The organism is Stutzerimonas stutzeri, assembly GCF_019090095.1.
Classification (GTDB): Bacteria; Pseudomonadota; Gammaproteobacteria; order Pseudomonadales; family Pseudomonadaceae; genus Stutzerimonas; species Stutzerimonas stutzeri_AN.
This window is the reverse complement of the sequence record NZ_JAGQFP010000004.1, coordinates 103355-115740: the sequence shown is the minus strand read 5'-3', so window position 1 is coordinate 115740 and position 12386 is coordinate 103355. Positions and strand designations below refer to the sequence as shown.

Genomic DNA, 12386 nt, shown 5'->3' with positions numbered 1-12386 from the left:
CGCGGCAACCCTGTTGGCCCGCGATGCTGATGCTCCAGCACCCAGGTGAGGTTCCCCGATGGCCATGCAGTTCCCGCGTTTCGCCCCTTTCGCCGCCCGGCCTCTTCAGCGTCCGCGCGCACCTTCTGCGTTACTCGCCTGGCTGCTGGTCGGGGCCACACTGGCTGGCTGCCAGAGCACGGCCCAGGGCCTGCTCGCTGCCGGTTCGCCACCCGATTACGCCGCGGGCTTCGATGCGGGGTGCAGCAGCGGTCGCCAGGCCGCGGGCATGTTGGCGTCCTATCGCAAGGACCCGACGCGTTTTCGTGCGCAGCCGCTGTATGCCGATGGTTGGGAGGACGGCTACGCCCAATGCCAGGCCATGCTGACCGCGCCTGCCGGCGGCTCGGCCTGGCGCGACGACTCGCTGCAGCGTGAGCGCGATCGCGAATGGCGCCACCACGTCGATCAGGCCAAGGCACAGGCGTACCACCGCCCCTGAGTCCATGTCTCCCCTCTGACGCGAATGGCCGGGGCGCTGCAGTTGGCGCCCCGTAGCCGCTGTTCGGTTGCCTGGCTTGACCTGCAAAGCACAACGCCGGGTGAGGCCCGGCGTTCGGTTCGACTGCTGAAGAATGTGGATCGGCGCGCGTGGCTTCGCGCCTCAGCGAGCCACTTCAGCGACCGGTGCCAGGGCCGGCGCTGGGGTGCGTCGGTACAGCACCAGCCGGTAGCAGGCCACGCCGATCAGCCAGTCGAACAGCAGCGTCCAGAGGTTGTGCGACATGAAGTGCGCACCTTGCATCACCCGTCCGACCGACAGCACGGTGCCCAGCGCCAAGGCGAAGGCCAATGCGTAGCGCGCCGCGCGCGGGCGCCGGTCACGCAGGACGAAGAACAGCGCCAGCAGGGAAAAGCCCGCCGAGGCATGGCCACCCGGCCAGCAGCGCCCTGGCTTGAGCGTCGGTGCGCGTTCGCTGAGCAGCGGCGTGTAGGTCTCGCCGCCGCCGAAGTCGCTGAGACTCCAGGGGCAGTGCACGCCGGTCAGCGCCTTGAGCGGCGTGACGATGCTGGTCGACAGCGCCAGCGACAACACCAGGCAGCCCAGCGGGCGTCGCCAGGACGCCAGCCGGGTCGGCAGCAGGCTGAGCACGAAGCCGACCAGGGCCAGCACCGCGAGGACAATGACCAGTTGCTTGACGCGGTCGTGCAGGACATCTTCGAGCAACCAGCTGTGGCGACCGATAAAGCCCACGCCCGGCTCGTAGAACAGCCGCGATAGGGCGAAGTCGAGCTGGCTCGGGTCACCGATCAGCAACACCAGCATCACCAACAGCGGCAGGCCGAAGGCCAGGGTGAAGTTGAAGGGACGGCTCTCATGGTTGGCCGGGTGGGTGGTTGCAGGCATGAAGGCTCCAGAGGCGCAGCGGCGCCGGGTGGTCGGGCTCAGCGGTGGCCGAGTTGGGTGGCGTTCGGAGTCGGGCGGTTCCAGCGCAAGAGCCCGTGGCGGTAGTCGTAGCTCGCGCCCTGGGAGTAGGCGATGGCACGGTCGATCAGCGCGTCGTCCAGGCGAGCCGGGGTCTCCTGGCTGGTTCGCAAGGCGTTGTCGTGCCGACGCACTTCACGCCGCGGGCTGAGGATCGCCAGATCGTTGCCGTCGAACAGGCCCAGATGCTGGTAGTTGCCGATCAACGCCCGGCCCGGATGGGCATCGTCGCGCAGCAGGTTGCGGCCGAAGAACGTCGACACGTAGTCCAGGTTCAGCAGGCCGAGCAGGGTCGGCGCGATGTCGATCTGACTGGCAACGGTGTTCATTTCGCGCGGCTCGACCAGCCCCGGCCCGTAGATGAGCAGCGGAATGTGGTAGTTGGCCACCGGCAGGTCCTGGGCCCCGGCACTGCCGGCGGCGTGGTCGGCAACGATGACGAACAGCGTCTGGGCGAACCAGGGCCGGGTGCGGGCCTGCTCGAGAAACTGGCCGATGGCCAGGTCGGTGTACTTCACCGCGCCGTCGCGGCTCTCGCCGGAGGGGATGTCGATGTGCCCGGCGGGGTAGGTGTAGGGCCGGTGGTTGGAAGTGGTCATCAGCTGCAGCAGGAAAGGCTTGCCTAAGGCGTGGTCGGCGTCGGCTTCGCGAAGCGCCAACCGATAGAGGTCTTCGTCGGCCATGCCCCAGGCGTTCTTGAAATGGATGTCCGCCTCGTCCGTGCTGCTCTGGTCGACTACCCGGTAGCCGTTGCCGCTGAAGAAGGCGCTCAGGTTGTCGAAATAACCGCGGCCGCCATACAGGAAGACGCTGTCGTAGCCGTGCCCGCGCAGCTGCTGGCCGAGGCTGGCGAAGCCGCTTTCGCGGCCGATGCGCTTGACGATCGAGCGGCCGGGCGTCGGGGGTACCGACAGGGTGATCGCTTCCAGCCCGCGGTCGGTGCGGGTGCCGGTGGCGTAGAACCGGCTGAACGCCAGGCTCTGCTGGCGCAGCCGGTCGAGGTTCGGGGTCAGGCCACGGGCGTCGCCAAAGCTGCCGAGGTAGTTGGCGCTGAGGCTTTCCACGGTGATCAACACGATGTTGAGCTTGCGCAGCGTGCCCGGGTTGTCGACCAGCCGGCGGATGTCCTGTGGGTCGTCGCCGAGAAAGCGCGCGTTGGGTTCGCTGACTTCGGTGCGCAGCCGAGTACCGACCTCGCGCTCGGGCAGGGTCGCGTAGAACTGTGGGTAGTCCAGCTCGTTGTTGCGAAACGCGGCGAAGAACTGGAACGGCCCGTTGCTGGCCAGTTCGCGTGGGTAGGGGTTGCCACCGGTGCCGCGGGGGAAGTCCTGGTCGACGATCAGCCCGATGGCCAACGCCGCCACCGTCATGCCGGCCAGGCTGGTCGCCCGGCCGCGCCAGGACAGGCTCGGCGCCGCCAGTGCGCGGCGTAGCGGCGCCCGCAGCGCAGCGGTGATGCCCAGCGCCAGCACGGCCAGCAACGCCAGCAGGCGGCAGACCGGGTAGGACTCGAGGACGTTGTTCAGCACCTCGTCCGAGTACACCAGATTATCGACCGCGATAAAGTTGAAGCGCACCGCGAATTCGTCCCAGAACAGCCACTCGGCGACGGCGGTGAGCAGCATGGCGTAGAGGCTCAGGCCAAGCAGCGGTGTCAGCCAGCGCCGGTGCCAGCGGCTGGCCCAGAGGCGTTGCGGGCACAGTAGCAGGTAGGTCGCCAGCGGCACGCCGGCCAAAGCCAGGTAGGCCAGGTCGTAGATCAGACCCAGGCCGAACACCCTGGGCAATGCGCCGAAACCGATGCCTGCTTCCTGCCAGTGCCCGACGAGCAACGCGCTGCGGGTCAACACGAAGACCGCCAGCCACAGCCCGAGCAGCAGCGACAGGTAACGAAGTTGAGCATGGCGCAGGAGGGACATCGTATGATCCACGGGCAGGGCCGAACGTGCAGCAGTCTGCGCACCCGCCTGTGAGTTGCCCGTAAAGGGGGCGTGAAAATTCCGTTATTGCTAGCGAGCCGATATGCGCATTCTGGTGATCGAAGACAATCGCGACATCCTGGCCAACGTTCTGGACTACCTCGAGCTCAAGGGCTTCGTGGTCGATTGCGCCCAGGACGGCCTCACTGGTCTGCACCTGGCCGCGACCGGACACTACGATCTGATCGTGCTGGACATCATGCTGCCCGGAATCGACGGGTATCAGGTGTGCAAGCGTTTGCGCGACGACGCGGGGCGCGACACGCCCATCATCATGCTCACCGCGCGCGATGCGCTGAATGACCGTATCGAGGGGCTGGGCGCAGGCGCGGACGATTATCTGGTCAAGCCGTTCGCGCTGTCCGAGCTGGTGGCGCGCATCGAGGCGGTCCTGCGGCGCAGCCAGGGCACGCGCAAGCAGAAGCTGCAGGTCGGCGATCTGCAGTACGACCTCGATACCCTGCAGGCGATCCGGGCCGGGCAGCCGCTGCGGCTGAACCCGATTGGTCACAAGCTGCTGGCCATCCTCATGCAGAAGAGTCCGGCGGTGGTGCGCCGCGAGCAGCTGGAAGAAGCCCTCTGGGGCGACGATATCCCCGACAGCGACAGCCTGCGCAGCCATATCCATCAGCTGCGCCAGGTGCTGGACAAGCCCTTCGATAAACCGCTGCTGCACACGGTGCATGGCGTCGGCTTCCGCCTGGCGGAGCTCGATCATGCTGGCTAAGCAGCCGTTCGCGCGCCGCATCGCCATTGCCTTCACGCTGATGACGCTGGTCGTCAGTGGCGTGTTCTCCCTGGGCATCGTTGCGGTGGTGCACTTCATCGAGGAGCAACTGGTCAGCCAGGAACTCAGTGGCGAGCTCGACACCGTGCTCAACGACGTGCTGGTGCTCAATGCCAGGCCGCGGCTGGACGCCACCACCCGACTGTTCGCCTCGGACCTGCCCGGCTACGAGATCCCCGAGGCGTTTCGCGGGGTGGAGCCGGGGTTCACCGAGGTGGTCAGCCATGACGACGCCTACTACGTCTACCTGCGTGAAATCGACGGCGAGCAGTACATGCTGGTCGAGGAGCAGCAAGAATTCGAGGCGCGCGAAACGGCGCTGTTCGGCGTGGTGCTGGCCGGTTTCCTGCTGAGCATCTTGGGGGCCTGGGTGCTGGGCCGGCTGATGGCCGACAAGGTGATGGCGCCGGTCTCGCGGCTGGCCCAGCAGGTGCGCCATCGCGATCAGCTGCATGCGCTGGCGCCGCCGCTGGCGTTGCAGTATCCGGACGACGAGGTGGGCCATCTGGCCGCCGCCTTCGACAGTACCCTCGGCCAGCTGCGCCAGAGTCTGGAGCGTGAGCGGCTGTTCACCAGCGACGTCAGCCACGAGTTGCGGACGCCGCTGATGGTCATCCTCGGCGCCTGCGAGCTGCTCACCCAGGCCGACCTGCCGGCCAAGTCGCATACCCAGGCCCAGCGCATCGAGCGCGCCGCGCAGGAGATGCACGAACTGGTGGAGACCTTCCTGATGCTGGCCCGGGCGCGCCCCGAGCAGAGCGCCTTCCTCGGTACGGCCAGCCTGGCGAGCATCGCCCGTGACCAGGCCGAGCGCTGGCAGCCGTTGTTCGAAGAAAAAGGCCTGGCCTTCAGCATCCAGCGGGAGGACGAGGACAGCGGCGAATACAACCCCACGTTGCTGGGCTCGGTCATGTCGAACCTGCTGCGCAACGCCCTGCACTACACCGACGCCGGGTCGGTGCGGCTGGTGCTCGAGGCGGGGGGCTTTCGCGTAGAAGATACCGGAGTCGGCATCCCGGTGGACCAGCAGGAGCGCATGTTCCAGCCGTTCGTGCGCGGTGAGGGGAGCCGCGGCGAAGGGCTTGGCCTGGGGCTGTCGCTGGTGCGGCGGATCTGCACCCATCAGGGCTGGTCGATCAGCCTGCACCCGCACCAACCGTCCGGCAGCTGCTTCCAGGTGCGCTTCAAACCGGCGGTCGGTTGACGTTTTTTTCACATTCTGTTGACGGTGACTTGATACCCGTCTCGTTAGCGTGCGGGTCTGACACATCACCGGATGCCCGCCATGACCAAATCCAGCCCGATCGAGCTCGAGTTCTCGCGCAAGTACGACCGCGACCACGCCCGCGAGTATTTGCACAAGCACCAAGACGGCCTGGCTAGACGCCTGTCGCACTGGCGGGACGTGCAGCTGGCTCGCCATGCGCTGAAGCAGGCCGGCGACCCGGATCTGGTTCTCGACCTGCCGTGCGGCGCCGGGCGTTTCTGGCCGATGCTGGCCGAGCACCCCAGCCGGATGATCCTCGCAGCAGACAATTCGCCGGACATGCTGGCGACCGCCGAGGCCGCTCAGCCGCCGGAGGTGGTCAAGCGGGTCGAAACCTTTCAAACTTCGGCGTTCGCCATCGACATGGGCGCCAACGCAGTCGACTGCATCTTCAGCATGCGCTTGCTGCACCATATCGCCGACCCGGCACATCGGCTGGCGATGCTGCGCGAGTTTCACCGAGTCACCCGCGATACGGTTATCCTCTCGCTGTGGGTCGATGGCAATTACAAGGCCTGGAAGCGCAAGCGCCTGGAGCGTCGGCGTTCGGACCCAGAAAATAAAAACAGGTTTGTGGTTTCGCGCTCGAAGATCGAAGCGGAGTTCGGCGAGGCCGGATTCGATATCGTCGGCCACCGGGATTTTCTCCCCGGATACGCGATGTGGCGTGTCTACGTGTTGCGCAAAAGGAGCTGAGCATGGCTGCTGCTGTTGTTTTCCCGCGTGCGGTTGAGGCCGCCGATGATTTCGAACAATGGTGGAGCAGGCAGGGCGAGTGGGTCGAACCCCCTAACCGTCGCCGCGATGGGGAGAGCGGAGTGCAGCGCTTACCGAACCGCCAAGGCGGCTTGCTCTACTGCAAGCGGCAGATCGGACATCTGTATCGCTCCGTGTGGCATCCATTCGGGCGCCCTACGGTGTTGCGTGAGCGCGATGCGCTGCAGGCGTTCTCGCGGCTCGGCGTGCGGGTGCCGACCATCGCTTACTGCGGTACTCAACGGCAAGCGGGCCAGTGGCAGGCGTTGCTGATCACTGAAGAGCTGGAGGATTTCGTGAGTCTCGAACAGTGGTACGCGGACAGGCTGGACCAGCGCTACGGGTCCAGCGTGCACGTGCGAATGCTTGAGACCATCGGCCTTACGCTGAGCCGCTACCATCGTGCTCGCTGGCAACATGGCTGCTGTTATCCCAAGCACATTTTCGTCAAGGTCACTGGCAAGGCGGATAGCACCCTGATCGAGATCGCTCTGCTGGATCTGGAAAAGAGCCGCCGGCGTCTGCACCCCGGTGCGGCCGCTAAACATGACTTGCGCCAGCTTGCGCGTCATCGCGATGCGATGCCCGATCAGGATTGGACATTGTTACAAGGCGCGCATGCAGCGTCTTTTGCTCAGCACGGAGACGCGCGGTGACGGCACCCGAATCCACACCTTTGATCAGCGATGGTGCCGCCATGAAGGGACGTCGCGGCCTGGCCCGCATCTGGCACGCCTCCGGTTATTCGTTTGCCGGCCTGAAGGCCGCCTATCGAGGCGAAGCGGCGTTTCGCCAGCTGGTGCTGCTCAACCTGGTGCTGATTCCGGTCGCGCTGATGCTCGACGTCAGCCGTGCAGAGCGCGCGATCCTGATCGGCGTGGTCTTTCTCGGACTGATCATCGAGTTGCTGAACTCTGCGATCGAGGCGACGGTCGACCGGATATCCTTCGACATCCATCCGCTGTCCAAACAGGCCAAGGACATGGGCAGTGCCGCGCAACTGCTGGCGCTGTGTCTGGTTGGCCTGGTCTGGGCGGTGATCCTGCTCTGACCGACCCCTGAGCCTGCTTTTCAACGCCTGCCTTCTGAACAAAGGAAACCTCTCATGCGTTCCACCCCGCGGCGGTCCAGCCGAGACCACCTTGTGCCCGGCAGCATCGGCCTGGCGGCGCACCTGCGCTTCATCCTCGCCAGCACGCTGGCGCTGTTGCTCATGTTCGCCCTGTTGCGCCTGGGCCTGCTGCTGTTCAACCGCGAGCTGATCGGCAGCACGCCGGCGTCCACCTTCGTCGAGGCCTTCGGCAATGGCCTGCGTTTCGACCTGCGGGTGGTGGTCTACGTGCTGCTGCCGCTGCTGCTGAGCACCCTGAGCCTGCGCGCCATGGCCGCACGGCGCCTGTTCCGGGTGTGGTTGACCCTCTGTGCCAGCTTGGCGATTCTGCTCGGGCTGATCGAGCTGAACTTCTATCAGGAGTTTCACCAGCGGCTGAACGGGCTGGTCTTCCAGTACTTGCAGGAAGACCCGGCCACCGTGCTGAGCATGCTCTGGAACGGCTTCCCGGTCCTGCAGCTGCTCGCGGTGTGGGGCCTGGCGAGCCTTGCCATGTTCGCCCTGTTCGGCTGGCTGGAGCGCCGCACCCGCGGTACACCGGCGCTGCGCTCGGCGGGTCCGCGCCGCCATGCTTCGGCGTGGTACACCCGCACCGCGGTGTTCACCCTGGTGGTACTGGTCTGCGTGGTCGCCGCGCGGGGCACCTTGCGCCAGGGGTCGCCGCTGCGCTGGGGCGATGCCTATACCACCGACTCGATGTTCGCCAACCATCTGGGCCTCAATGCGACGCTGTCGCTCTACGATGCAGCGAAGAACCGCTATTCGGGCCACCGCGACAACGCCTGGAAGGCCACCCTGCCGGTCGAGCAGGCCGAGGCGGTCACCCGTGACCTGCTGTTGACCGACCACGACCAGCTGGTCGACGCCGACCTGGCCCCGGTGCGCCGTGACTACCTGCCACCGGCGGACGGCAAGCTGCCGATCAAGAACGTGGTGGTGATCCTGATGGAGAGCTTTGCCGGTCATTTCGTCGGCGCGCTGGGCAGCCAGGACGGCATCACGCCGTACTTCGACCGGCTTGCCAAGGCTGGGTTGTTGTTCGACCGTTTCTTCTCCAACGGCACCCATACCCACCAGGGCATGTTCGCCAGCATGGCCTGTTTCCCCAACCTGCCGGGCTTCGAATACCTGATGCAGACGCCTGAGGGTGGGCACCGCTTCTCCGGGCTGCCGCAGCTGCTCGGCGGCCGTGGCTTCAGTGACGTTTATGTCTACAACGGCGATTTTGCCTGGGACAACCAGTCCGGCTTCTTCGGCAACCAGGGTATGACCCGCTTCGTCGGCCGCAACGAATTCGTCGACCCGGTGGTGCAAGACCCGACCTGGGGCGTGTCCGACCAGGACATGTTCGGCCGCGCCATCGAGGAGCTGGACAAGCTGGACACCGGCGAACCCTTCTATGCGCTGCTGCAGACGCTCTCCAACCACACGCCCTACGCGCTTCCGGACCCGCTGCCGGTCGAGCCGGTAACCGGTCACGGCTCGCTGGATCAGCACCTGACGGCGATGCGCTATTCGGATTGGGCGCTCGGGCAATTCTTCGACAAGGCGCGCCAGGCCCCCTGGTTCGACCAGACCCTGTTCGTGATCGTCGGCGACCACGGTTTCGGCGCCACCGAACAGCTGACCGAGATGGACCTGTATCGCTTCAACGTGCCGTTGCTACTGATCGGACCGGGCGTGACCGAGCGCTTCGGCAGCCGGCGCGACGTGGTCGGCACGCAGGTGGACATGGTGCCGACCATCATGGGTCGCCTGGGTGGCGAGGTCCGGCACCAGTGCTGGGGCCGAGACCTGCTGGCGCTCGATCCGAATGATACGGGCTTCGGCATCATCAAGCCCTCGGGTGGTGAACAGACTGTCGCGATGATCCGGGGCGACCAGATTCTGGTTCAGCCCAAGGACCAGACCGCCCGGCTGTACCGTTACCAGCTCGGTGCGCAGCCGCAGGCGCAACGCCTCAACCTGGACCAGATCGACCCGCTGATGGCCGAGCAACTGCAGGCCTTCCTGCAGACCGCGACCGCCAGCCTGCTGGATAACACCAGCGGTGATCGCGAGCGGACGGATCCAGTGAAGGACGAACCGGTTGCCGACTCCGCCAACTAACGCTCGCCTGGCGCGACGCGCCGGCTGGCAAAGGCCGACGGAGGCCAGCGCTTCGTCAGCGACGGTTGACGCGGGCTGGCCGGCGGCGCGCTCCGCAGTCGGCTAGCGGCACGGCAGCGCTCAGGCGCTGGGCAGTGTCATGGATCGGTTCGTTCAGCGGCGCACCAGCAGCACGCCCGACTCCATGTGGTGGGTGTAGGGGAACTGGTCGAACAGCGCGCAGCGCTCGATGCGGTGGGTGTCGTGCAGCTGGGCGATGTTGGCGGCGAGGGTGTCCGGGTTGCAGGAGATGTAGAGGATGCGCTCGAAGCGGCGGGTCAGTTCGCAGGTGTCCGGGTCCATGCCGGCGCGTGGCGGATCGACGAACACGCTGCCGAAGGTGTAACTCTTGAGGTCGATGGCGGCCAACCGGCGAAACGGCCGCACCTCGTTCAGCGCCTGGGTCAGCTCTTCGGCCGACAGGCGCACCAGGCTGACGTTGTCGATGCCGTTGTCATCGAGGTTGGCCAGGGCCGCATTGACCGATGACTTGCTGATCTCGGTGGCCAGCACCTTGGGCACCCGGGTTGCCAGCGGCAGGGTGAAGTTGCCGTTGCCGCAATAGAGCTCGAGCAGATCGTCACTGCGCTCGCCCAGCACGTCGTAGGCCCAGCTCAGCATCTTCTGGCAGACCTCGCCGTTGGGCTGGGTGAAGGCGCCCTCGGGTTGACGGTAGCTGAAGGTCCGCCCCGCGACGGTCAGCTGCTCGGTGACGTAGTCGCGGCCAATGACGATGCGCTTGCCCTTCGAGCGACCAACGACGCTGACGCCCAGCGTCTCGGCGAGTTTTTCGGCCTCCTGCTGCCAGGCCTCGTTCAGCGGACAGTGATAGGCGAGGGTGATCAGTGCATCGCCGGACAGCGTGGTCAGGAATTCCACCTGGAACAGCTTGAAACTCAAGGTCTCGCTGGCCTGCCAAGCGGCTTCCAATTGCGGCATCAGTTCGTTGATGCGCCGGCTGGCAATGGGGAAATCGTCGATCAGGATCGGTGTGTGCTTGTCGCCCTGCTCGAACATGGCGTAGTGGCGCTGGCCATTCTCACGCCACAGGCGGAACTCGGTGCGCAGGCGGTAGTGCTCGCGCGGCGAGTCGAAGATTTCTGGCGCAGGGGCGTCGAAGGGCGCCAGCAGCTCGACCAGCCGCGCGGCTTTCTCGGCGAGCTGGGCGTCGTAAGTGGCGGGGTCGAAGTGCGGTGCGCTCATGAAGACTCTTGGAATGGTAGTGAAATCACAGGGTGGACCGGGATGCGTAACTGAGGCTTCATCCCTCCACCGTTTGCAGAGACCGGGAAAGGTGGACGAAAAGCGTCATCCTCCCCACGCAACAGGAGGGCGCGGATTGTAAGGTCGTCAGCAATTGTTGTCAGGCCCGGCCGGTCAGGCTGCATGGGGGTTGGTGGGCTGAAGCCCACCCTACTTCGACCGTAGGGTGGGCTTCAGCCCACCGATGTCGCGGTCCGTCAGCCGTTGAAAAAGCCCAGTTTGATCACGAACAGGATCGACAGGACCCACATCGCCGGGCTCAGGTCGCGCCAGCGGCCGGCGAGCAGCTTGATGGCGGTCCAGGCGATAAAACCGAAGGCGATGCCGTTGGCGATGGAGAAGGTCAGCGGCATGGCCAGCGCGGCGATGGCCACCGGCGCGGCGACGGTCAGGTCGTCCCAGTCGATGTTGGCCAGGCTGCTCATCATCAATACCGCGACGAACAGCAGCGCCGGCGCCGTGGCATAGGCCGGGACGGCGCCCGCCAACGGCGCGAAGAACAGGCTGAGCAGGAACAGCAGGGCGACCACGCAGGCGGTCAGGCCGGTGCGGCCGCCGGCGCTGATGCCGGCGGCCGACTCGATGTAGCTGGTGGTGGTCGAGGTGCCCAACGCGGCGCCAGCCATGGTCGCGGTGCTGTCGGCCAGCAATGCGCGGCCTAGGCGCGGCATGCGGCCGTCCTTGTCCAGCAGATCGGCTTTTTGCGCGACGCCGATCAGGGTACCGGAGGTGTCGAACAGGTCGACGAAGAGGAAGGCGAAGATAACGGAGAGCAGGCCGATGTCCAGCGCGCCGGCGATGTCCAGCTGCAGCAGGGTGGGCATCAGCGACGGCGGCATCGACACCACGCTGTTGAGCTCGGACAGGCCGAGGATGATCGACAGCACGGTGACCGCCAGGATGCCGATCATTACCGCTCCGGTGACCTTGCGATAGGCCAGCGCGGCGATCAGGAAGAAGCCCAGGCAGGCCAGCAGCGGGCCGCCGGCGGTCAGGTCGCCGAGACCGACCAGGGTGGCCGGGTTATCGACGACGATGCCGGCGTTCTTCAGCGCGATGATCGCCAGGAACAGGCCAATGCCCGCGGCGATACCTGAACGCAGCGCCAGCGGAATGCTGTGAATGATCCACTCGCGGATCTTGAAGATCGACAGCAGGAAGAAGATCGCGCCCGAGAGGAATACCGCGCCCAGCGCCGTCTGCCAGGTGTAGCCCATGGTCAGCACCACGGTGTAGGTGAAGAAGGCATTGAGGCCCATGCCCGGCGCCAGGGCGATCGGGTAGTTGGCGACCAGGCCCATGACCGCCGAGCCGATCGCCGCGGCCAGGCAGGTCGCGACGAACACGGCGCCGTGATCCATGCCGGTCTCGGCGAGTATGCTCGGGTTGACGAAGAGGATGTAGGCCATCGTCAGGAAGGTGGTGAGACCGGCGAGGATCTCGGTGCGCAGCGTGGTGTGGTGCGCCTTGAGTTGGAACAGCTTCTCCAGCATGGTCAATCCTCGTGAGTGCCGGTCAGGGCGGGCAGTTGGCGTAGTGGCTGCCTCTCAGGGCAGTTGGTTGCTATAGCAAAGCCCATCCGGGCGTTGCTCGCAAAAGCCGCGCATCTT

11 protein-coding genes are annotated in these 12386 nt (G+C 65.9%); 7 read left to right on the top strand and 4 right to left on the bottom strand.

Translation table 11 applies throughout. From position 1 onward, the window contains the following. The first annotated feature begins 58 nt into the window (after nt 1-58). The gene (locus KVO92_RS22015) at nt 59-481 is read left to right on the top strand and encodes a hypothetical protein (protein WP_336512662.1); all 423 of its coding nucleotides are present in this window, start codon (nt 59-61) and stop codon (nt 479-481) included. Nucleotides 482-643: 162 nt separating this feature from the next. Here the strand turns inward: KVO92_RS22015 and KVO92_RS22010 are convergent, their stop codons facing one another. After that, on the bottom strand, nt 644-1387 hold the full coding sequence (locus KVO92_RS22010) for a phosphatase PAP2 family protein (RefSeq protein ID WP_217477724.1): 744 nt from the start codon (nt 1385-1387) through the stop codon (nt 644-646). 38 nt (nt 1388-1425) lie between these two features. Beyond that, complete coding sequence (locus KVO92_RS22005) at nt 1426-3384, bottom strand: LTA synthase family protein (protein WP_217477723.1); 1959 nt, start codon at nt 3382-3384, stop codon at nt 1426-1428. Between the two features lie 103 nt (nt 3385-3487). On the opposite strand from KVO92_RS22005, the gene KVO92_RS22000 reads away from it, so the two are divergent. The 6 genes from KVO92_RS22000 to KVO92_RS21975 all read left to right on the top strand — a co-directional run bounded on the left by KVO92_RS22000 (nt 3488) and on the right by KVO92_RS21975 (nt 9474). After that, nucleotides 3488-4171, top strand: a complete 684-nt coding sequence (locus tag KVO92_RS22000) for a response regulator transcription factor (protein WP_217477722.1) — start codon at nt 3488-3490, stop codon at nt 4169-4171. After that, complete coding sequence (locus KVO92_RS21995; protein WP_217477721.1) at nt 4161-5435, top strand: sensor histidine kinase; 1275 nt, start codon at nt 4161-4163, stop codon at nt 5433-5435. The genes KVO92_RS22000 and KVO92_RS21995 overlap by 11 nt, the downstream gene beginning before the upstream one ends. 81 nt (nt 5436-5516) lie before the next feature. Next, the gene (locus KVO92_RS21990; protein WP_217477720.1) at nt 5517-6194 is read left to right on the top strand and encodes a class I SAM-dependent methyltransferase; all 678 of its coding nucleotides are present in this window, start codon (nt 5517-5519) and stop codon (nt 6192-6194) included. Between the two features lie 2 nt (nt 6195-6196). After that, nucleotides 6197-6910: a lipopolysaccharide kinase InaA family protein gene (locus KVO92_RS21985; protein ID WP_217477719.1), complete on the top strand. Its 714-nt coding sequence runs from the start codon at nt 6197-6199 to the stop codon at nt 6908-6910. 41 nt (nt 6911-6951) lie between these two features. Beyond that, a complete protein-coding gene (locus tag KVO92_RS21980) occupies nt 6952-7305 on the top strand; it encodes a diacylglycerol kinase (protein ID WP_217477718.1) in 354 nt (117 codons plus the stop codon). A gap of 54 nt (nt 7306-7359) precedes the next feature. After that, complete coding sequence (locus KVO92_RS21975; RefSeq protein WP_217477717.1) at nt 7360-9474, top strand: LTA synthase family protein; 2115 nt, start codon at nt 7360-7362, stop codon at nt 9472-9474. A gap of 153 nt (nt 9475-9627) precedes the next feature. Here the strand turns inward: KVO92_RS21975 and trmA are convergent, their stop codons facing one another. Next, nucleotides 9628-10716 carry a tRNA (uridine(54)-C5)-methyltransferase TrmA gene (gene trmA, locus KVO92_RS21970; protein WP_217477716.1) on the bottom strand — a complete coding sequence of 363 codons (1089 nt, stop codon included), beginning with the start codon at nt 10714-10716 and terminating at the stop codon, nt 9628-9630. Between the two features lie 257 nt (nt 10717-10973). Continuing rightward, the gene (locus KVO92_RS21965) at nt 10974-12269 is read right to left on the bottom strand and encodes an NCS2 family permease (RefSeq protein ID WP_217477715.1); all 1296 of its coding nucleotides are present in this window, start codon (nt 12267-12269) and stop codon (nt 10974-10976) included. Nucleotides 12270-12386 lie beyond the last annotated feature (117 nt).